Origin of the sequence: Vibrio splendidus, assembly GCF_001557875.1 — a bacterium.
Classification (GTDB): domain Bacteria; phylum Pseudomonadota; class Gammaproteobacteria; order Enterobacterales; family Vibrionaceae; genus Vibrio; species Vibrio splendidus_F.
Genome location: NZ_LNRF01000001.1, coordinates 661,294 through 683,550 on the forward strand (window position 1 = coordinate 661,294; position 22,257 = coordinate 683,550).

Here is a 22,257-nt window from a genome sequence, read left to right on the forward strand (position 1 = left end):
ATCACAACGCTGCTGCTCTTGGGGTTAGATCCGCATTCCTTAAACAACCATCACCTAACACCAATTTTGTCTGCATAAAGCTGGCACATTCTGGGCTGTGCGTAACCAAAAGCACCGCAGTGTTGCCTTGCGTAGTGATTTCACTCAGCAGCTTCATTACCTCAATGCCTGCTTTGTGGTCGAGGTTGCCTGTGGGTTCGTCGGCAAGCAGTAGTTTGGGTTTATGGGCAAGCGCACGCGCTATTGCCACCCGTTGTTGCTGACCGCCAGAGAGTGCGGATACGTGTCTTTCGAGTAGCTCGCTGATGCCCAATGCGTCAACTAAATAATCGCACCAGTCGCTCCATTTCTGTTTATTTAAATGAAGAGGGAAGGCGATGTTTTGTTTTACGTTGAGTGGGGTCAATAAGTTGAACTGTTGAAAGATAACGCCCAATTTTTGATGACGAAATCGGCTCCATTGTGGATCTTTCCAATTTGATGTGTTCTCGCCATCGAGCCACAATTCTCCACCAGATAGTTCGCCACCGGATAGAGGTTCAAACCCCGCAATGATATTCAGCAGAGTACTTTTCCCACTGCCACTCGCCCCAGTCAAAGCCACGCTTGCCCCTGTCGCCAAAGCGAAGTCGACATTGTCCAACACGTGATGGGTATCGTTGCCATCAACAAAGCTTTTGCTGGCATGTGTGAGTGTGACAATTGGGCTTTCCATTTCTTCTCCTTAGAACCAAAAACATAACCAAAAATGACAATCTAAACGTGTCGTTTCTGTTGAACTACCGCAATGGCAACCTCTATAAAACTGTAGACAACAATTTCAAACAATAGAGCGATTTATATCGAATTATTAATAACTTGTACTTCGAAAAGAGGGAAATAGATCAGTGTGAGGAGGAATACAGGTGTTAGTGGGAGCTTAGAGTCACCTAGGAGGCTTTTGGGTTTTTCGTCAGATGGTTCGTGACCACGTTTATGAGCAAAAAATCATAGCTCAACTTATTAAACGTTTTATTTAAGAAAGTGGGGAGGTTAGAGCTTGTCCTCTAGCTTGCTTTTGCCCCTTTATTAGTTTGCGCAACAGAACGCTGGTAAATCCTGCCAGAAAATAGCCAGACTTTTATTAATGACAGACCGCGAAACACCGATGCGCGGAATCTCCCAATTCCTAGCATATCGCACTCGTTTTCTCAGATAACATCACTTCACATAACTATGCATTGGGTTCGTAATCACTTCGGGCTTCATTGTCTAGAGTTTAACCTGTAAGATATTGATTTATGGTAGTCAGGAGCAAGGTGATTCTATGGAAAAATATGCAGTGTTATCAGACATACATAGCAATGTATGTGCGCTAAAAGCTGTTGTTGAAGATGCACGGTCAAAGGGAGTGACTAAGTTCGTCAACCTTGGAGATATCTTCTATGGGCCACTTGCTCCTAGAGAGACATATGACTACTTATGTGAGCTGGACGCTATCACTATATCTGGAAATCAAGACAGACAAATTTACCAATCCTCCGCATCAGAGGTTGCGTCCAATCCTACAATGCAATTCATTCTTGATGAGCTAGGCGAAGCTCCTCTTGAATGGATGAGGGCTCTTCCATTTGATTTAGAAATAACGGATGAGATTTACGCTTGCCATGGCACACCAGATGATGATCTTATCTATTTATTAGAAGATGTTACCAGCGGACATGCCTCGGTAAGAACCGAAGTGGAGATTCGTGGACTACTGGGGCAAGTATCCTCAAAAATCATTTTGTGTGGTCATACTCACACACCTCGTTGTGTGGAGCTATCAACCGGACAAATAGTAATAAATCCCGGAAGTGTTGGACTACAAGCATATGCAGATGATGAGCCAACTCCTCATATTATGCAGAACTACACACCTAGAGCCTCTTATGTGATTTTAGAAAAACAAGACAGTGAAGTGTGGGATATTTCATTCTGTAGAGTTAAGTACGACGTAAATACTGCGATTGAGCAAGCCAAAGCAAGAAACCGCACTGACTGGGTTACATATCTAAAAACTGGTAGGTGTGAATAGCCTAGCTGATGCATGTTTGCTATATCTGTAAGCACATTTCAACAGATTGTGATTGAATATGCTGTTTCATGAGATATAAATTGATGCTGTAAGCTGGATATGTCGTATAGTTGATGACAGCTTTTATCCATTTCCGTTCACGGACGGCACCTTATCAAGCGGTGCCGTTCTGTGTTTTAAAATACCAGAAGTTATCCGAAGGGTAGATTTCTCCCGTTGTTCCAAACTCATTTTTGTCCAGCTATGAGTTAGTCTTCTTCGCTCTCGTTTCGCTCTCGTTTCAATCCTCGATTTCTGTAATCCAACTTTCTAAGCGAATCACTTTTCTTAAACACGACTGTATTTATTCAAGGTGATTGGATTATCCCGCCATTCCCATGACTTCTTAGAGCGGTCTTAATATTTCTATTAATAACTATACCTTTAATTTGTTGTTATGTTATAACATAACAACAAGTGTTGTTTTTGGATGTTCGGTGGGAATTTGAATAAACCTGTATTGTCTGTGCGCGGGCTCAGCGCTGATGGCTTGGCTAACTGGAGGGCCGTCTCCGATGTGACATTTGATGTGAACGACGGTGAATGCGTTGCCATCATTGGGCCTAATGGAAGTGGAAAGTCCAGTTTGCTGAAAGGCATTACAGGCGAATACAAAGCCGTCGCAGGTGAGTTGATGTTGTCTGGCATTGCACTTGGAAGCCTTGAGCGGCAGCAGATAGCCAAGCAAGTCGCGGTGGTTACTCAACATGAGCATGTTGATCCTCGTTTGAGTGTTGCTGAGTATGTCGGCTTAGGCCGTGCTCCTCATACGTTTTGTTGTAGTGCAAAAGAGCACAAACGAGCGGTTCAGCAGGCGATGCAAGATGTTGGGCTTGTTCACAAAAGCCAGCGGTGCTTTGGTGAGCTGTCCGGTGGTGAACAGCAACGTGCAAGTATTGCTCGCGCCTTTGTACAAGAGCCTAGGCTTTTACTCTTAGACGAACCCACAAACCACCTTGATCCTCTCGCTCGCCTTGAACTTCTGAGCCTAATTAAACAGCGCGGCATTGCATCTGTTGTGGTGCTGCATGATTTACCTTTGGTAGCGCCATTCGCCGACAAAGTCCTGTTGATGTCAGACCAAAAGATGGTGGCGTTCTCAGCCCCAGATACCGTGATGCAAGACCGATACATGGTCCCTGTTTTTGGATTGCGCGTCCTCACGTTCAATCATCCTAATCTGTGCAGCACCATCCATCATTTTGAAGCTGCATCAACTCACTTAACTCACTCTAATCACTCTTTAATAGGAGCAGCCCAATGAAGTGGCCTGTAATTTCCAGTCTTTTGTTTCTTTTACCTTTCTCTTTTGCGCATGCGACAAGCACTCAATACCCAGTGACGGTTGATAACTGTGGGAGCCCACTGACCATTGAAAAGCGACCTTCAAGAGCGGTTGTGCACGACATCAATATGACCGAGATGGCTTTTGCCCTTGGTCTTCAAAAGGAGATGGTGGGTGTTACGGGCATTACTGGTTGGTACAAGATGTCGAGTTCGTTCGAAGAACGTTTAGGAGACATTCCTGAGCTCGCACCGAAGTATCCTTCATTAGAAACATTGATTGCTGCTGATGCTGACTTCTTTTTCGCTGGCTGGAATTACGGAATGAAAGTGGGTGGTGAAGTGACGCCTCAAACACTGAAGCCATGCGGGATTGATACCGTAGTGCTTTCTGAAAGCTGCATTCATACCCAAGGTCAAAAGGAAGGCGCGACAATGGATCTGCTTTATGGCGACATGCAAAAGTTAGGCGTTATTTTCGACAAGCAAGCAGGAGCCGAGGCTTTGGTAAGCAGCTGGAAAGAGAGAGTTGAAAAAGTAGCAGAAAAGCAGAAAGCATCAGGTAAGCCGAGTCCAAAAGTGTTCTTGTTTGATTCGGGTGAAGATAAGCCTTTCACCGCCGGTAAGTATGGAATGCCAAACGCAATGATTGAAGCTGCTGGTGGCCAAAATATTACAGGCAACATGGAAGCAAGCTGGGCAAGAACCTCTTGGGAGAATGTCGCTCGTGAAAACCCAGATGTGATTATTCTTCTGGATTACCAATCGGCGAGTGGTGCCGATTCGTTGCAACGTTTCCTAGAAGCCCATCCGTTGATGAAATACACCAATGCGGTCACTTCTGGTCGTTATGTCAAACTGCGTTATGAGCAACTCACCCCTGGGCCTGCCAATATCGATGCTATTGAGAAACTTGCAGAGGCGTTCGTTTCTGAGTGATCGGGAGAGTTGTTAGATGAAAGCTTGTTATTGATAAGAGTAGTAGTCCTTTGATTTTATGCGATAAATATCGAGCAGCATGGCTAACAGGTATCACCGCCATGCTACTCGCCTTCATGATGAGTTTACAATTTGGTTCAGTTCCTTTGTCTTTTAAGGAAGTGATTGTAGGGCTGAGCTCTTTCACTGATCCAATGCCGGATATGACCAGTCGAATACTGATCGATCTAAGGTTGCCGAGAGCATTGTTAGCGGTTATCGCGGGTGCAGGGCTGGCGATGGTTGGCGCGTTACTTCAAACCTCGACACGAAATGATCTGGCGGATCCGTTTCTGTTTGGCTTGTCATCTGGCGCGTCTGCTGGTGCCGTGTTGGTGATCACCAAAGTGGGAGACGCTCTGGGTGTTTGGTCACTCCCACTAGCAGCATTCTCGGGTGGTATTGTGTCGGCGACCGCTGTTCTGATTCTGTTTTCGATGCAGAAGAAAAAGGGCAATGACAATTTGATCTTGTGTGGTTTGGCGATCTCATTTCTATTCGGAGCCATCACCAGTTTTTTGATCTATTCAGGCGACCAGAGAGCGGCGAGTTCGATTTTGTTCTGGACGATGGGGGGCTTAGGGCTCGCGCGTTGGGATAATTTGATTTTTGCCTTGGCGGGCGTGTTGTGTCTGATTGTGTTAATTTTCAAGCGTTATCGCGAGCTCGATACTTTGTTAGTGAGTGAACAGACGACAAGCTCATTGGGGATCAACGTACACCGCCTACAAAGCGAGATTTTTCTTTGTTGTGCGTTTTGCACTGCGTCGATTGTATCGATGACCGGAGTGGTCGGTTTTATTGGCTTGATGGTTCCCCACTTAGTACGACCATTTTCAGGTGTCACTCACAAGCGAGCTCTGCCTTTGGTTGCTTTGTGGGGCGCGGTACTTTTACTGTTTGGGGACGTGATTAGCCGAACCATATTAGCGCCACAAGAACTGCCTGTAGGTATTGTGACGGCAGCGCTTGGCGGGTTATTCGTTTTGTATCTTGTTTGGCGTAAATAGTGTGTGCTCAATTCCACCAAACTATAGAGGCAGCAAGATGATCTTGCCGTTCAAGCGTGTGGTTTTCGATTCAATGAGATCAATCGCGGTTTGCACTTCATCGAATGGCAGATAGCGGTCGACGTCGAGCTGAATGTCGTTTGTGATGAAGTGATCTAGCATGGTCGTGAATTTATCACGGCGAACATCTTTACCTTCTGCTTCTTCCCAATAACGTAAGAAGAAGGTGCTGAAATCGATGTGTTGGCTTTTCGCGTACTCAAAGAAGCGTGGCTCGTAAAAATCCAGAGACAGCGTCCCATAGTTGATAAAACGCCCATTATTGCCAAGGGTGTGAATAAGATCGGTTCCGGGTGAACCGCCAATTGCATCAAAGGCGACGGTTGGAGTAGGCAAGCCTAAGGCCTTAATTTGATTAACTAAATCATCGTTTGCATCTAATACCCAGCTTGTGGCAGTTGGGTATCGTTTCGGCTGTGATGTAACAACAATGATGTTGAAGCCGAGCGATGCTGATAACTGGGAGAAGATCTTACCGATGGCAGAGTTGCCTGCGTTGATGATTAACACATCTTCTTGGGTTAGCTTGGCTACTTCTGTCGTCAGTACCCATGCGGTTAGCGCATTAATGTACAACTGACAGGCGTAGCCATTATCTAAATACTGAGGAATTTGGAACAGGTCATCTGGTGATACATCGACATAGTTCTGCCATGTCCCACTAGTAGCCACGAGCACGCGCTGGTTTAAAGCAAACTCAGCATTGCTGGACTCTACAACCCTTCCTACCGCTTCAAATCCCGGAACTCTCGGCGGTTGGTGGCTGTGTTTGTATTGCCCAACACCATAAATAGACAACAGATCACTAGGGTTGATGTTGGTCGCTTCAATTTGTACTCGAACCTTGCCTCTAGTAAGCGTTCCTAAAGTGGCATGTTCTAGCTTGAGAGACTCTTTCGGCTGACCGAAACGGAACTGGCTAATTTGGGTATTTTGCTTAGTGTCAGTCATCGTTCGGGTACCTTTATGGATTATGAGTACTGCATTGATTTTAAGTGTAGCGTGTTCATAAACAATCTTGGGTCGGTAATATTGTTCAGCATAGCTGGTGTCGGTAAACAGTCGTCATCAACGTAGTCGACATAGTCTGCTGCCGAATCGAAGATCAAAATATCCAAAGCCAAACGATCCAAGCCATATCGGCCTCGGTGGATCATATCCGCTGAAAATACCAATAAGTCACCGGCTGCTAACGGTATCTGCTTACCGCCAGAGATGTCATCACTGCTCACTTTACCGTTCACTTCTTGGCGAACATTGTACTCTTCTTCGTTGTCCCAGCGCTTGTGCGTGCCGGGGATAAGCTCCATGCCGGGCTCATCAAAAAGGGGTACACGCAGATGCAATACCTGAGTTTCCATGATGACTCTCATCTGGTCATCAATGTCGTAGTCGTATTGACAGTCACGATGCCAGAAGTCTTTTTGCTGAGGGTTTACAGGGTTGAAGAACAGCTGTGTATTCATGAATGCCGGTTTGTTTGGTATCACTGCATCGACCACGTCCATCACTTGTTTTGAGCTGATGAAGTCAAACAGTACGGTTCTATCGTCCGCAGGCAGGTATTCGCTTCCCGTGATCAAAGACGAGTTAAAAGCTTCTTCTTGATAGAACTCTTCGTTGTCTGCTTTCCAAGATTCATGGAATTTCAGTACCACTTTTCTAAGAGATTCAATCTGAGATTCGCCGAAATAATTTCGGATAACAAAGTAACCATGTTTGTCGTATTGGTTACTTAATTGTTGGCTGTATTCTACCACTGACTACCTTCGTTCATTTTTTACCGTTTAATAACCACGGATTTCTTGGGCGCATAATGCCAGACAGGCGTCATTCAACCAAGTAAGAAATGAGAGAACAGTTAGATGCAGTGGCGTAAATAGCTACACATGTTTATTAGCTCTGAGCTGCGTATCAAATTGATGTTGTTAGCATCGCTCGTGCGGTGTTATGACTATCCCACGTTATAACTATATAGCGGGTTGTGGCGCAGAGTTTGTTTTGTGATTTGGTACTTGGGTGGTAGCAGCGTGCTTTTCATCTGAAGACGTAAAGTGTTTATCTGTTAACGTTACAGTCATTGCTTCATGTTTCACAGTTGTGGTTGCCGTTTTTGATTGGGATTGGTTTGTCGTCGCGGGTTCAGCGAATACCATCATTGAGGTTGTAAAAAAGATCGTTGCTAGTGCGATTTGAGCGAGCGTTTTCATTTGGCTGTATCCTATTGGGGAGTTACTAATAGCTGATACGAGCACTATAAAAATTATGTGGCGGTCGTTCTTATCATTTTATGCCACGGTAAGATTTATACTGTGGATGAATGTTCTGTTCGGGTATTATTTGCCAACGCCCAAGCATTGAGAAACTTACTCATTGCCACATCACTAATACTGCTGCGATAGAGAGTAAGATGAGCGCAACAATGTCTTTGCGCGCGATGCTTTGCCCTAACCAGAAGTAAGATATCAAGACCATAAAGATCACCTCGATTTGTCCGAGTGTCTTTACGTACGGCACGGCTTGAAGCGACATCGCGCTAAACCAACCCAGGGAACCGATAACACTCGCTAGGCTTGTCATTACCACCAGTTTCGATTTCTTGAATATTAGGCGCAGTGTGTCTCGCTCTTTAAAGAAAAGGTACGTACAGATCATGCATGTCTGAAGAGTAATGACCAGAAACAGCACCCAAGCAGCGCGATGAGGGAAGGGCAACCCTATGCTCAAGCTTGCTTCCCGTACCCAAAGAGACGTTAAAGCAAAGGCGGTGCTACACGCCATACCTAACAAGAACACTTTCGGGGACAAGCTTCGCCAGCCAGAAGCGCTACTCATTATTAGCACGCCTAAAGTACCAATAAGTACGCCGACCCAACCTGTCACTGTTAATGCGGTGCCAAAAAACAGCACGGAGAGCACCGCAGAAACAGGAGCTTCACACTTGGCTAACCCAGCGCCTATCGCATAGTTTTCTAGCTTGAACAGCATCACCATTAAGCCGGTCGCGAGGATCTGCATAATGGCGGCAGCAACAATATAGAAAACAAATTCACCCGAAAAGTCGGGGATAGCTACAGGCTGCCATTGATAGAGGGTGTAGAGGTAAATAAGGGCTATTGGGCCAGCCCAAATAAAGCGAGCCAGCGTTACGCCTGCTACGCTCATGGTGCCACTGAGTTTGCTTTGAAAGGCATTGCGCCAAGATTGGCTAAAGGCTGCGAGAAGAGTAAAGGCGATCCAACTAAAAGACATGACGCTTCCATGTGTGATGTGATTTGATGATGATACTAACAAAAAATCACATGATAAGAAGTGACATGGTCTGTTTATAGCCAGAGGCTCACCTTTATTCTCTATTCAGTATTAGATTGCTCTTCAGAAGATCGGCTGTTTTTTTGTTCTTGAAGTAGAACAGCGCGCTGATCGAAACGAACAGTAAGGTGAAGTAATAGAAAAACGAAGATAGTGAGGCCAAGAAGGCAAGGTTCTGTTCTATTTCTTGTTCGGTGTAACCCTTAGACACCAACTTATAGTAGTAAGCGTGCAGAATACTGTTCAGGCCGTATCCGAGGTTAAAAGCCAGGCCTTTAAAGCTGAAGACAGTCGCTCTGTTGTGTGATTCGGTCTTTTTATTCAGATGTTAGCTGATAAAAATGTTCTCGTCATAATGATTTCAATACTTTAGACAGTGCACTCTTATGTATATATCTTTTACTCTTTTAAATCATTGAATTGTTGCTGAATCCCTAAAACATCTTATTTAGATTATCTTCGAACTCTTGGCTAATAATGGGTTACACGCTAGTTTTTGCCTCTAGTGCTAAGAACAGTCAATAATTACTCTCTGAATACCTTTTCGATACACGATTCCAACCAGAGCATTTTCGGCTGGTTGCGATGTTTACGCCCGATAGTCATACCTATGTCGCCATTTGGCATATTGGGCATGTGAGGAAACTGCACAAAAGAAAATTCATTTGAAAGCGAATTGGCCAGTAGTTTTGAGCATGGGAATAATACGTCGCTCTGCTTCACTATAGACAATAAGCTGTGTAAGTAAGTCGAACGTATTTTTACCTCAGTATTGATGCCCACATCGGCTAACACGTTCGGTGCTAACGCAATATTGTCGTTCCAATCACTGACCACCAAGCTCGCCAATTGCAAGGTTTCTTGCTGGTCACTTTGCAAAAGCGTGTTGGCAAGTGGATGCCCAGTGCGGCATACCAAGACAAAATCATCGCTTGCGATACGTTTTTGGTATACCTGTTTGGATAATTCTAATGGGTAATAATTAACACCTAAATCAATCTCACCAGAGGTGAGTAAATCCAGAGTATTCGCGCCCCAATCAACAATATTCACTTTGACCTTAGGAGCTTGCGCTAACAATATCTGAGTTAGCTTTGCCGAGATGCTGTTAGCAATAAAGCCATTAATGGCGATGTTCACAGTGCCATCAAACTGAGCAACATCAAATTCAGACTTTGGTTCAAGTACTTGTTCTAACTGCAACAATACCGGTAACAAGGTCTGCTTAATTTCAAGCAACTTGGCGGTTGGTTCTAAGCCATGTTGGGAGCGTATAAACAACTCATCGTCAAAGTACTCACGTAGCTTTTGTAGTGAGCGACTGATAGAGGGTTGGCTTGTAAACAGTAATTCTGAAGCCTTGCGTGTATTTTTTACCTCAACCAACACCTTCAATACTTTGAGTAAATTGAGGTCTAGCTGTTTAAAGCGGTTACTCATCATCACGGGATTCCATCATCGAAACTATTTAGATATACCTAAATTGTATATCTTGATTTCATATAATCAATTGGAGTATATCACGGAGCGTCTACATACTGAGTTCATCGAAACAAACATGAGAAACCATTATGAAGAAAACGACGTTAGTGACGCTATTAGCGTTAACTGCATTTGGCGCAACGGCTGCAGACAATAACAGCTCAGCGGTTTATGACCACGCGGCTATCGGTGGTGTTAATTGGGATAACTATCCTGAAGCGGAGTCTGACTGGAACTTCCTTGGCCTGCAAAACAAAGTGGGTGTTAACCATTGGCTGCACGCTGAGCCAGTATCCAAAGACGCGCAAACGGTGATTCGCTCAAATCGTGATGTTGTTTACTCGACGATGGTTGTTGATGTATCAGAAGGTGCAACGTTCCATGTGCCCGCAGAAGACAACGACTATTTCCAAATCATCCATATCATGGACGAAAATCATCTGGTGCATAAGGTGGTTCGTCGTGGTGAAACACTTAACCTAACAGCAAGTGACTTGACGACAGGTACACATGTTCATGTACTAGCCAGAACACGTATCGCAGATTCTATTGAAGATACCAAACGTCGCCAAAGTCTGCTTTCTATCAAAGCGAATTCAGATAAGCCTTATCAAGGTAAAGGCTATAACCCAAGTGATGTTGAAAACTACCGTTTAAAATTGATCAACAATGTAATGAAACACGGCGCGCCTATTGAAGGGTTAAAGGGATTTGGTGCGACTTTGGATGACGTAGAAGACCACCACTTCAAGTACGTGACGGCATTTGGTTACGCAGGGCTACCAGCCGATACAGCGCAATACCTAGAGCGCGTGCCAGGTCAAGGTAAGACGACTTGCCAAGAGTGGACGATTCCAACGCCAAATTTGGACTTTGAGGGGCGCGGTGGTTACTACTCTCTAACCACTTATGGCGCGGATGGTTGGATCGACTCTGAGCACTTCTATGCTTCTGGAGAATCCATGCGTGATAACGGTGACGGCACAGTGTCTGTCACATTCAACTGTGGTACCGGTGCAGCTTATGATTTTGAAGTGTCTGAAGGTTGGGCTGGTGTATTACGTTTGTATGAGCCAGTCGATGTGGATGAAACTTTAGAGTATATGGAAACGTTGCGTCAAATCGAGATTAAAGAGCTTTAGTATCTCTTCGAATAGCCGAAATATCTCAAAATAAAAATCCCCTCAAGAACCTTTCTTGAGGGGATTTTTAATCAGTCGTTAGTTTACTTGTTAGCCATCTACTCTTCACCTTCGGCTTCTTTGGAAGCATTTGACGCCCAGCCTTTCTCAAGCCAGTTATCGAGTACGTGTTGCAGTGCATTCAAAGACGTTGGCTTTTCAAGTCGACCATCCATTAACTGATTGATCATGTCTAATTCACGTTGTCCTGATTCGCCGGATAAAGCAATGATTGGCGTTTGAGGTGAGCGTGCCTTGATGATTTGGCTTGCGTCAAAACCATTCATTATCGGCATTTGCACGTCCATTAAGATCAAATCGACCTTGTGTGTTTTGAACAGCTCGACGGCATTCTCACCGTTTTTGGCTTGTAAGCTATTTACGCCAAGTTGACTCAAATACATCTGAACAAGTGTGCGTTGCACCTCTTTGTCATCGACGATGAGCACGGTAGGTGCTAAATGGCTCTCAGATTCTCGCGAACTTGTTGGTTCTGTATCAGCGCAGGCTTTATCTTGAGTAGTCGTTTGGTTGTGTTTCCAATCATTGAAATAAGGTGTACGAAGCGCGTCTGCTTTGGGGGCATTCGGTACTACAGGGAAGTACAGGTGGAACTCAGTAAACTCACCAAGTTTAGAATGGCACTCAACTCTGCCACCAAATGAACGCATTACACGTTGGCAATAGCCTAGCCCTAAGCCGCTACCACCACTTTTTTGGTAAGAGAAGAAGTCATCAAAAATTTTGTGAGCAATCGCTTCGTCTATGCCGGGGCCGGTATCTCGGAATATTAAAACGTTCTCGTAAGAGCCTATTTTGGTGCTGATTTCGATCTGGCTATCTGGATACGAATCAAAGTAATAAATCGCATTACGTATTAGGTTGAAAATAACGAAGTTGAATAGGGTTTCATTTAGCTTTACAACAAAATCAGCATGTTGTGGTAAGCGAATACGTTCGATTATCTTCTCGTTTTCAAAGCCATAGTGGCTTACTGCTTGATCGACAGCTTTGTGGATAGAGGTCATCGTCACCGGACCATGCTCAGGCGTATTGTCACTGACCTCGCGTAAGATGATATCAATTAATTGTCGCCCGCGTTGAATAGCCGATTGGCCACTCTCAATGTCGAGCAAAATCTCTTTGGCCGGGGATTGATTATCAATGTGCTGTTTTAACATTTCAAAATGCAGCTGGACTTGAGCCAGTGGGTTACGCATTTCATGCGCGATAGAGTTAGCAAGGGCGCGGCTTTGGCGAATGCGTCTATCGGCTTCGATAGTGCTTTGTACACGAATTAACAAGGTTTGCAGGGCAGAGATTTCCTCGTTAGAGAACATCTGATCGTTGCTCTTGTGTGATGACACTAACAAGTGAGTGAGCGATTTCCCCTGACCAAACAAAGGCATCACCAAGGCGGTATCGTTTGAACTCATCTTGTCATACAGTGCTTTGATCGAGCGCTTGGCTGGTGCGGTGTAATCAAGTTCTTGAGACAACTCGTCAAACACTAAAACGGATTTGTTGGTAGACAGATAGTCCTCATAGAACGTTTCGTTGTAGTTACTGTTCACTAGGCGAAGTTTGTCTTCGGGAATCTGCAATAGGCTGCCCAAACGACGCATGGCATCATCAATTGAATGCTTGAAATCTTCTTCTAACGCGAGGATTTGTTGTACAGGCGTTTTCATGTTTCCGTAGACAAAGAAAGAGGCATAGTGGCTAACGCGTTTGTAGAGCACATGCCAAGTGATGCCGATCATCGCGCAGATTGGGATTGCAATGAGCCATTGATTATCATCTGTCAGTGGTATAAATATTACACCGAAAGGTATCACCAAAATAGCACACACTAATAGTGTATTTAGGCTCATGTACGTCAGATATTTTAAGCTGTAAAAACGAGAGGTTAGTAGAGCATACCCAACGAATAACATCTCGCTGATCGACAAGGCTGGTGGCAGCCAAGTGAGTGAGAAATCACGTAAGAAATAGGTCATACCTAGGTGGATCGTTGCAGTAGACAGCATGAATACCAAGATGCCTGCAATCATGTAGTTAGTTTTGGCTAAGGTAAGCTTACTGCTGTTAGCGCGCATGGCGACTAGGTTAACCAGTGTTAGGACAACAAAGCTCATCATTCCGATAAAGAAGTACGGAGTGTGTGGGCCAAACTCGATCACGAACAGGCTTGGGCCAGCAATGGTCACGTGTTCAACGGTTAACCCTGGACTTAAATTGATAAAGAACGAGTAGACAGTGAGGGTGACAAAAATGGCTTGTTGCCACACTTGAACCTTGCCATTGCGCTGTTCTGCCGCGAGCTGACACGAGAAGTAATAGGCAAAGGCAAACGCGAAGAAAGAGGCGAGGTTGGCAAACTTTGCCGCAAACACGGCGGCAGGGGCCCCAAGTTCTGGCAGTAAGTCGGTATGGAAGTACGCGTTACTGCTGATCCACGCAACAATACAGATCGAATACGCAATGTAAGGGGCATGGTGTGTTCCCGCAATCACTTCGTTCTTTTGTTTTAAGCGGTAGCAATAATATAGCAACCACATAACAACCACTGCCACGGTTGTAAGCAGAGTAATTGCTCTTGCATGGATGATTGCTTCTAAGCCGAAATCAAACATGTTCATCCTTTCTTAGCGAATTTGGCTTTTCTGCAGAACTTGTATTTTCTTCTGAGCATGTTTTTTCTGTAGAGCGGATACTTCTGCTCTCACGAACCGCGCGCTTGTAGCTGCGAAAATCGACGTCATTGAATGCTTTTACCATCATCTCAAAATTCCAGAACCCTCGATAAATTGTTGTGCCGTCATCATTTAATTCGCAGTACCCTGAGTGGAAGTACGCATTGGGTTCAATGGTTTGATAAAACTGAAGCATGAAAGGTTGCTCGATAATAGTGAAGCCGACTTTGTACCCTAGTTGGTGCAAGACACTCATCAGCTCTTTTTGAGCAAGATAGAGGAAATAGAGTTTTTGTTGGATATTGCCACTGACTGTCAGACGCAGCACTTCACACAGGGCGTCTTTATCGGATAATTGTAACTGGAATTGTTGGTCAAATTCTGGGAGAGAGTAACACTTTGATAGTGTAGGCGGTGTGAAAAGTTGTAACCCTGCGAGCTCATCGTAGCCGTAATTGGGTAAACAGTATTGCCATTGCTCATTGCTGAACGGCGGCGCGTAACTTAGCCAAGTGTCATTCTTAGACCAGTCTTGAATCAGCGCGGAGGAAACCAGTGTCGGAAAGGCTTCATCGACGGGATGTTTGAGCAGAATAAAATGCTTACCTGCCTGAGAAAGGTGTAATAAAGGCAGCATCTCAAACCATTTCTCACCCTTGATGAACACCTCAAGATTGCTTAAAGCAATGGCATCGCTGATTGGCATTCCTTGTGGGTGACTTGGTGTTTGTACCAAAAGTGACTCATGTTCTATCTGTTCGATGATCGCACCGTAATAAGCACTGTCATTGATAGGGAGGTCGATATGAGAAATGGAGCTTGAATTTAATGGTGATTTTGCTTTGATCGCAGCAATCTCACATTCACACCAAAAATCTAACCAATGCATATAGCACTGCCCTACGGCTTCCTCAAGACGCACGGTCTCTTCTGACAACGTATTTGGATAGCGCTGAATCAGATCGCGATAGTCCATTAATTCAAACAGTACCGAATAGCTTTTGTTTTGATGCTCTGGGAAAAGTAATTCTAATTGGCTTCTACGATACTCTGTTACTTTTTGGAAAAGAGCTGTGCGCTCTTGTGGTAGATAAGTACCGATAACGAGCTCCATTAGTGCTCGCTGCTTTATTTCGATAGACAGACTGCTAGCCAACAGTGAGTCTAAAGACGACGTTAATTTCATGTGGTTAACCTAGCCTAGGTTTATATAATTATTTTTATTTAATCTGCACTATCTACATGACACTGATTTTAATAATGTGTTTGAAGCTACGTTACTTTGTGCGAGCTTGTCGTAATTTTTCTTGTGTTTATGGTGTGAGATGTCAGTTGCATAATCAGGCGAAATTCTACTACTTGCGTTCACCCTTAACAACAAAGCTTTGTCATATTTGAATTAGTTTTTTGGTGAATAAAATACATTATTATCAATAGCTTGTGATATTTTGTAATGTTGTTGGTTAGGCAATAATTAAGTCGAGAATAAACCCTTGGATTTATAAAATAATGGAAAATATCTATTTTTTTGAACTAACCTCATAAATCAAGCGAAATTTAATTCGTATTGTTTATTTCAAGGTATGTAAATCGCCATAAACATACGATTAACTAATGAATGTTGTATGTCTCACCCCGTTTATTCCCGCATTACCTATCTAAATAGTTTTAACATCAGGTGGCGAATAACATATACCCATGTCTGGGGCTGCTTTTTCTGACAGTATTCTGTGTTTATGGATTAGTTATCCCATAATTTCTGATGAAGTGATGACATTAGAGGTTTAAGCTTGTCTGCATATGAAACATCGTTGCGAGTGGTCACTCGTTAATGATTTATTTAGTGAGGGTTTATGAAGAAAGTACTATTGGCAACCTTGTTTAGTGTTGCTGCGTTAGCAGGATGCAGCCAGAAGGCTGAGGTTTCAGCTCAATCACAAGAAAATGCGAACCCTATCTGTAGCACTAAAAACCTAACTGGTGGTTGGTCGCAAAGCGATATCACACCAGAAGCTAAGCAAGCTCTAGACGCGGTTCTTGGCCAAATGAATACTTCAGCTGAGCTCAAGCAGATCTTGAGTGTTCGAACTCAGGTCGTCGCGGGTTTGAACTATGCTATCGAATTTGAAATGGATAATGGTGAAGTGTGGAATACCATCGTATATCGTTCTCTACAGGGTGATATCGAAATGACGCAACCAGCACAGAAAGGTCGTTTGTGTTCATAGTCTAGATGCGTCTGTACTTTGTTAGATAGACTGCAAATAAAAATGGCTCCTTATTGGGAGCCATTTTTGTTTTTAAGGAGACTGATTATTGAGCGTTTTTAGTCGGCTAGCTCGGGGGCAGCTAACTCTTGAATACAAGCTCGGCTGATGTCTTCATCAATGTAGGCCATACCAAGTTTATTGAGGTAGTCCATACGGTCGGCAGTGCGAAGCTCGATGTCGGGGCCTGCAATGTTGTTGGCTTGATAAATTTCAGTGAGATGAGACATGAATTGCTCACCAACACTCATCATCAATAGGCTCATTGCGCCTACGTCCGGTCTTACTTTGGTACGTTGCTTTTGAGATAGGTTTACCGCTAACACGATAGGGTGTTCTTCACCTTCGAAGCGAACACCTCGCTCACGAACGGTTTGCTTAGCCCAGTAGTACGCCAGTTCTTTGCTCTGGGTAAGAAACACTGGCTCGACCGATTCGGTATAGTTGTTGCCGATGGTCGCCATAGTTTTTGAAGCTGCTTCGTTGAGCGCTTTGTCTCCAGAACGTTTTAGGCCTTGGCCTTGAATAGAAGCCAATAAAGCTGAAGATGTGCCGTGATACCAAGTATCACCCGTCGCGAAACCATTCTCTGATAACAGTGTTTTTGCATCTTGTAGGTGTGTGGGTATTGAAGTCATAGGCACTCTCAACAAATAAGAATTTCAATAAATTGGAATCTCAAAAAAACATGAATACAGTTAGCTTAAACAGAAGTTGTTCGGTTAACCGTGGTGTGGCACACAAATCTGAGGCTTTGAGATAAAGCTGGCAGTAGTAGCTTTATCTCAAAGCCTTCCCCCGGATCTTACCGAAGTAAGAGAGAAGGGCGGGGGAGGCTTTAGCGTTAGCGATTAATCAAATTGGTTCGATGTATTCGCTTCACCTGCTGCTTTTAGTGCATTCTCACCAGCAAAGTACTCTTTGTGGTCATCACCCATGTCTGAACCAGACATGTTTTGGTGTTTAACACATGCGATACCTTGGCGGATCTCTTTACGTTGAACATTCGCAACGTAGCCCAGCATACCTTGGTCGCCGAAGTACTCTTTCGCTAGGTTGTCAGTAGACAGCGCTGCAGTGTGGTAAGTCGGTAGTGTAATCAAGTGGTGGAAAATACCCGCTTCGCGTGAAGCATCTGCTTGGAATGTACGGATCTTCTCATCAGCGTTTGCAGACAATTCTGATTCGTCGTATTCCGCACTCATTAGGTTCGCACGGTCGTAAGCTGAAACATCTTTACCTTCTGCTACCATCGCATCGAAAGCTTGCTGACGGAAGTTTAGCGTCCAGTTGAATGATGGAGAGTTGTTGTAAACCAGTTTCGCATTAGGGTGTACTTCACGTACGCCGTCCATCATCTCTTTGATTTGACCGATGTGTGGCTTCTCTGTCTCAATCCAAAGTAGGTCAGCACCTGCGTTAATTGCTTCGATACAGTCAAATACACAACGATCTTCACCAGTACCTTGGCGGAATTGGTATAAGCCTGAAGGCAGACGCTTAGGTCTAACTAGCTTGCCGTCACGGTTGAAGCAAACATCGCCTTCAGCCATATCTGCAACATCAATCTCTTCCACATCTAGGTAAGAGTTGTAGATGTCACCTTGGTCGCCCGGCTCTTTCACTACTGCGATTTCTTTTGTTAAACCAGCGCCTTGTGAATCGGTACGAGCAACGATGATGCCGTTGTCGATGCCTAGTTCAAGGAAAGCGTAACGAAGCGCACGAAGTTTTGCGTGGAAGTCAGCGTGTGGAACCGTTACTTTGCCGTCTTGGTGACCACATTGCTTCTCATCCGCTACTTGGTTTTCGATTTGCAGGCAACAAGCACCCGCTTCAATCATCTGCTTAGCCATTAGGTAAGTCGCTTCTGCGTTACCAAAACCTGCATCGATATCGGCAATGATTGGTACTACGTGTGTTACGTGGTTGTCGATTTTGTCTTGGATACGGTCTTGTAGGTTTACATCGCCAGCTTCACGCGCAGCGTCTAGCTCACGGAATAAACCACCCAGTTCACGAGCATCAGCTTGGCGCAGGAAGGTGTATAGCTCTTCTACTAGGCCCGCAACCGATGTTTTCTCATGCATAGATTGGTCTGGAAGTGGACCAAAATCAGAGCGAAGTGCCGCTACCATCCAACCTGAAAGGTATAGGTAACGACGGTCTGTCTTGCCATCAAAGTGCTTCTTAATAGAAATCAGTTTTTGTTGGCCGATGAAACCATGCCAGCAACCCAGAGACTGAGTATATTGAGAGCTGTCTTCGTCATAAGCCGCCATGTCTGCACGCATAATATCTGCCGTGTATTGCGCAATATCCAGACCTGTTTTGAATTTGTTTTGAGCTCGCATACGAGCAGCAGATTCAGGGTTAATTGCATCCCATGGAGCACCAGCAGCGCTTTTTGCAACTTCAATCATTTCGATATCTTGTGTAATTTGCGACATAACTATTCCTTAGTTTCACGTGGACATGTTGGCCAATTTGGCGAGGTCATTTGATTTGGATTAAATCTAACCATGGACAAAGAATAATCATGTATGTGATAATTTTGTTAATTTATAGTTATTATATTCGGTATTTTTCTTATGAATATTGCTCGTATAGACCTTAATTTACTTGTGTATTTAGACATGTTGCTACGTGAAAGAAACGTAACGCGTGCGGCAAATCAACTGGGTATTACTCAGCCAGCTATGAGTAATGGCCTACGCCGATTGCGTGATCTGTTTGAAGATCCGTTGTTGGTGAGAACAAGTGAAGGGATGATACCGACCGAGCGAGCACATAAATTGCAGCCACTGATTCGAAACATCTTGGCGAACGTCGAAAAGACGCTGCAGCCGACCACAGAATTTAATGCAGAAGACAGTGAGCGTGTGTTTCGTATCATGGCGAGTGACTATGCGGAATCGACCATTATTCAGCCGTTATTGAAAAAGTTGAGTGAGATCGCACCGAAAATACGGCTGGACATCATGACGCCAAGTGACGTGAGTTATCAGGATGTAGAGCAAGGTACCGTTGATATAATTATCAACAGATTTGACGATATTCCTCAGTCGTTTCACCAGATGAGCCTTTGGCACGATGGGTTTTCATGTCTATTTAGTTGTGACAACCCGATTGCCGACAATTTCGATATTTTGTCTTATCTAAAGGCGCAACATATTTGGGTAAGTAAGACAGGTATGGGAACAGGAGTGGGGATCAACCCAAGCGAAGCACAAAAGCTCGGTTGGATAGATGAAGCATTAATGCGCATTGGTAAAACCCGTAACATCACGGTGTTTACTCGACACTACTTGTCGGCGATTCTCTTCGCACAACAGAAGAATCTGATCCTTACTATTCCAACAAAAGCAGCGCAACTGCAGCGCAATAATCCAAGGTTATTGATCAAACCTGCACCATTTGCGATTGAGCCCTTTGAGGTAAAAATGGCGTGGAGTCCATTATTACAAACTAATCCAGACCATCAGTGGATGCGTCGTTTGATAAAAAGTGTCGCTAACGAAATCGAGAGTGGAGTGACGGAATAACACAGTTTGTAGGGTATTTTTTATATGAATATCCAGTATAACGGGCATAAATTAGCTAAATTCATGTCCGTTGCGTAAATTTATTGAGTAGTCATCAGTTAGCTTGAGAGAGATTTTATGAGCAGTCGTATTCAACAGGGAAGCTTGAACATTGATAGCACCCTCTACCAATTAATTAATGAGCAGGTAATTCCTGGAACAGGTATTGTCGCTGAAGACTTTTGGCAATCTTTTGCAACCATCCTTGAAGACTTGGCTCCAAAGAACCGCGCATTGCTTATCAAGCGTGAAGATCTTCAACATCAAATTGACGTTTGGCACCAAGAGCGAGCAGGCCAAACCTTGGATGCGCTCGAATATAAACAATTCTTACAGCAGATTGGCTACTTAGTTCCTGAGGGCGATGACTTTCAAGTAACGACCGCCAGCGTTGAGCCTGAAATCGCAACACAAGCAGGTCCGCAGCTCGTTGTACCTATTATGAATGCACGTTTTGCGCTTAACGCAGCCAACGCACGTTGGGGCAGCTTATATGATGCCCTCTACGGCACTGATGTGATCAGCGAAAGCGACGGCGCAGAGAAAGGTGGAAGCTTTAACCCTGTTCGTGGTGCTAAAGTAGTGACCTATGCGCGCGGGTTCCTTGATGATGCAGCACCACTAAATGGCGTCTCTCATAAAGACGTCACCAAATACAGCATCAGTAAAGCTAGCATCGGTAATAAGCTGATAGCGACACTGGATAACGGTGAAGAAGTCACTCTAATTGATAGCAACCAGTTTATTGGCTATCAAGGCGAAGCAAGTTCACCGTCATGTATTCTACTTAAGCACAATAATCTGCATATAGAAATTCAAATTGACCCGAGCGCGCCAATTGGCAGTGTTGATGCTGCTGGTATAAAAGATGTGTTAGTCGAAGCGGCACTGACCACTATTATGGATTGTGAAGACTCGGTTGCTGCGGTTGATGGTGAAGACAAAGCACTGGCTTACCGTAACTGGTTAGGTTTGATGAAAGGTGACCTACAAGAGTCGCTAGAGAAAAACGGTAAAACCATCGTTCGTAACCTGAATCCTGATCGTCAATACACCAGTGTGACGGGTGGTGAGATCTCGCTGAAAGGTCGCAGCATGTTGTTCATCCGTAATGTCGGCCACTTGATGACTAATCCTGCCATTATTGATGCTGACGGTAATGAAGTACCTGAAGGTATTATGGATGGCATGATCACTTCGCTAATCGCAATGCACGATTTAAAAGGTAACAGTGCTTACCAAAACTCGACCGCGAACAGCATTAACATTGTAAAACCTAAAATGCATGGCCCGGAAGAAGTAGCCTTTACCAATGAACTGTTTGGTCGTATTGAAGATGCATTAGGCTTAGAACGTTTCACTATTAAAGTCGGCATCATGGACGAAGAGCGTCGTACTTCGGTTAACCTTAAAGAATGTATTCGAGCGGCTAAAGATCGTGTCGTGTTCATCAACACAGGTTTCTTAGACCGAACGGGCGATGAGATTCACACCAGTATGGAAGCGGGACCATTCGCGCCTAAAACACAACTGAAAACCATGACTTGGATTGGCGCATACGAAGATCAAAACGTTGATCTTGGCTTAGCTTGTGGCCTGCAAGGTAAAGCCCAGATTGGTAAAGGTATGTGGCCAGAGCCAGACAATATGGCGAAGATGATGGACGCGAAAATCGGACATCCACAGGCGGGTGCTAATACCGCTTGGGTTCCATCGCCAACCGCCGCGACTTTGCATGCGCTGCACTATCACAAGGTGAGTGTACCAAGCCGCCAGAAAGAGCTCCGTGAGCGAGTGAGAGCGAACGTTGACGATATTCTAACTATCCCGCTACTGGGCAAGCAAAAGCTGACAACTCAAGATATCCAAAATGAACTGGACAACAATACGCAAGGTATTCTTGGTTACGTAGTTCGTTGGATTGACCAAGGCGTAGGTTGTTCGAAGGTGCCTGATATTAACGATGTAGGGCTAATGGAAGACCGCGCGACACTGCGTATTTCGAGCCAGCATATTGCGAACTGGTTACGTCATGGGATTTGTAATGAAGCCCAAGTAATGAGAACCATGAAGCGCATGGCAGCAGTGGTTGATGAGCAAAACGCTGGCGATTCAAGCTACCAAAATATGGCGCCTGATTTTGAAAACAGCATTGCGTTTTCAGCAGCGTGTCAGTTGGTATTTGAAGGCTGTGCTCAGCCGAGTGGTTATACCGAGCCAGTGTTACACGCGATGCGTCTAAAGCTGAAAGCTCAGAGTGTTTGAGTCGGAAAGTGCTGAGTCGCAGATAAGCGAAAGCACAAAAAGC

General features: G+C 44.6%; 18 protein-coding genes and 1 pseudogene. 8 read left to right on the forward strand and 11 right to left on the reverse strand.

The annotated features are described in order from the left end of the window. Position 1: 1 nt before the first annotated feature. Positions 2–715: an ABC transporter ATP-binding protein gene (locus tag ATB74_RS02845; protein WP_061016401.1), complete on the reverse strand. Its 714-nt coding sequence runs from the start codon at positions 713–715 to the stop codon at positions 2–4. Between the two features lie 591 nt (positions 716–1,306). On the opposite strand from ATB74_RS02845, the gene ATB74_RS02850 reads away from it, so the two are divergent. The 4 genes from ATB74_RS02850 (at position 1,307) to ATB74_RS02865 (ending at position 5,367) form a co-directional block, all read left to right on the forward strand. Further along, entirely contained in the window at positions 1,307–2,056 is a 750-nt protein-coding gene (locus ATB74_RS02850; protein ID WP_061016403.1) for a metallophosphoesterase family protein, read from the forward strand. A 469-nt stretch (positions 2,057–2,525) separates the two neighbouring features. After that, positions 2,526–3,359, forward strand: a complete 834-nt coding sequence (locus ATB74_RS02855) for an ABC transporter ATP-binding protein (RefSeq protein WP_081090049.1) — start codon at positions 2,526–2,528, stop codon at positions 3,357–3,359. Next, complete coding sequence (locus tag ATB74_RS02860; RefSeq protein WP_061016405.1) at positions 3,356–4,318, forward strand: ABC transporter substrate-binding protein; 963 nt, start codon at positions 3,356–3,358, stop codon at positions 4,316–4,318. The genes ATB74_RS02855 and ATB74_RS02860 overlap by 4 nt, the downstream gene beginning before the upstream one ends. Positions 4,319–4,419: 101 nt before the next feature. Further along, positions 4,420–5,367: a FecCD family ABC transporter permease gene (locus ATB74_RS02865; protein ID WP_061016407.1), complete on the forward strand. Its 948-nt coding sequence runs from the start codon at positions 4,420–4,422 to the stop codon at positions 5,365–5,367. Between the two features lie 21 nt (positions 5,368–5,388). On the opposite strand, the gene ATB74_RS02870 is transcribed toward ATB74_RS02865, so the two are convergent. The 6 genes and pseudogenes from ATB74_RS02870 to ATB74_RS02890 form a co-directional block, all read right to left on the reverse strand. Continuing rightward, positions 5,389–6,378: a zinc-dependent alcohol dehydrogenase family protein gene (locus tag ATB74_RS02870; RefSeq protein ID WP_061016409.1), complete on the reverse strand. Its 990-nt coding sequence runs from the start codon at positions 6,376–6,378 to the stop codon at positions 5,389–5,391. Between the two features lie 20 nt (positions 6,379–6,398). After that, on the reverse strand, positions 6,399–7,187 hold the full coding sequence (locus tag ATB74_RS02875; protein ID WP_061016410.1) for a phytanoyl-CoA dioxygenase family protein: 789 nt from the start codon (positions 7,185–7,187) through the stop codon (positions 6,399–6,401). Between the two features lie 210 nt (positions 7,188–7,397). Beyond that, positions 7,398–7,637, reverse strand: coding sequence for a hypothetical protein (locus tag ATB74_RS02880; RefSeq protein WP_060980565.1), 240 nt, complete (start codon positions 7,635–7,637; stop codon positions 7,398–7,400). Positions 7,638–7,797: 160 nt separating this feature from the next. Continuing rightward, positions 7,798–8,679 carry a DMT family transporter gene (locus tag ATB74_RS02885; protein WP_060980564.1) on the reverse strand — a complete coding sequence of 294 codons (882 nt, stop codon included), beginning with the start codon at positions 8,677–8,679 and terminating at the stop codon, positions 7,798–7,800. Between the two features lie 74 nt (positions 8,680–8,753). Further along, a pseudogene (locus tag ATB74_RS23625) lies at positions 8,754–9,085 on the reverse strand (MFS transporter); the annotation flags it as partial. Between the two features lie 179 nt (positions 9,086–9,264). Beyond that, entirely contained in the window at positions 9,265–10,182 is a 918-nt protein-coding gene (locus tag ATB74_RS02890) for a LysR family transcriptional regulator (protein WP_061016412.1), read from the reverse strand. Between the two features lie 905 nt (positions 10,183–11,087). On the opposite strand from ATB74_RS02890, the gene ATB74_RS24380 reads away from it, so the two are divergent. Further along, positions 11,088–11,363, forward strand: a complete 276-nt coding sequence (locus tag ATB74_RS24380; protein ID WP_048661167.1) for a hypothetical protein — start codon at positions 11,088–11,090, stop codon at positions 11,361–11,363. 98 nt (positions 11,364–11,461) lie between these two features. Here ATB74_RS24380 and luxN read toward each other — a convergent pair whose 3' ends face one another. Both luxN and ATB74_RS02905 read right to left on the reverse strand, forming a co-directional pair. After that, positions 11,462–14,038: a quorum-sensing autoinducer 1 sensor kinase/phosphatase LuxN gene (gene luxN, locus ATB74_RS02900; RefSeq protein WP_061016414.1), complete on the reverse strand. Its 2,577-nt coding sequence runs from the start codon at positions 14,036–14,038 to the stop codon at positions 11,462–11,464. After that, positions 14,031–15,284, reverse strand: a complete 1,254-nt coding sequence (locus ATB74_RS02905) for an acyl-homoserine-lactone synthase (protein WP_061016416.1) — start codon at positions 15,282–15,284, stop codon at positions 14,031–14,033. Before ATB74_RS02905 ends, luxN begins: the two co-directional genes overlap by 8 nt. A 667-nt stretch (positions 15,285–15,951) precedes the next feature. On the opposite strand from ATB74_RS02905, the gene ATB74_RS02910 reads away from it, so the two are divergent. Then, positions 15,952–16,326, forward strand: a complete 375-nt coding sequence (locus ATB74_RS02910; RefSeq protein WP_060980560.1) for a cystatin family protein — start codon at positions 15,952–15,954, stop codon at positions 16,324–16,326. Between the two features lie 98 nt (positions 16,327–16,424). On the opposite strand, the gene ATB74_RS02915 is transcribed toward ATB74_RS02910, so the two are convergent. Both ATB74_RS02915 and ATB74_RS02920 read right to left on the reverse strand, forming a co-directional pair. Then, positions 16,425–17,003: a hypothetical protein gene (locus ATB74_RS02915; RefSeq protein ID WP_060980559.1), complete on the reverse strand. Its 579-nt coding sequence runs from the start codon at positions 17,001–17,003 to the stop codon at positions 16,425–16,427. Between the two features lie 213 nt (positions 17,004–17,216). Further along, complete coding sequence (locus ATB74_RS02920) at positions 17,217–18,815, reverse strand: isocitrate lyase (RefSeq protein WP_060980558.1); 1,599 nt, start codon at positions 18,813–18,815, stop codon at positions 17,217–17,219. 141 nt (positions 18,816–18,956) lie between these two features. On the opposite strand from ATB74_RS02920, the gene ATB74_RS02925 reads away from it, so the two are divergent. Both ATB74_RS02925 and ATB74_RS02930 read left to right on the forward strand, forming a co-directional pair. Further along, on the forward strand, positions 18,957–19,910 hold the full coding sequence (locus ATB74_RS02925) for a LysR family transcriptional regulator (protein WP_009845781.1): 954 nt from the start codon (positions 18,957–18,959) through the stop codon (positions 19,908–19,910). A 117-nt stretch (positions 19,911–20,027) separates the two neighbouring features. After that, positions 20,028–22,214, forward strand: coding sequence for a malate synthase G (locus tag ATB74_RS02930; protein WP_061016418.1), 2,187 nt, complete (start codon positions 20,028–20,030; stop codon positions 22,212–22,214). Positions 22,215–22,257 lie beyond the last annotated feature (43 nt).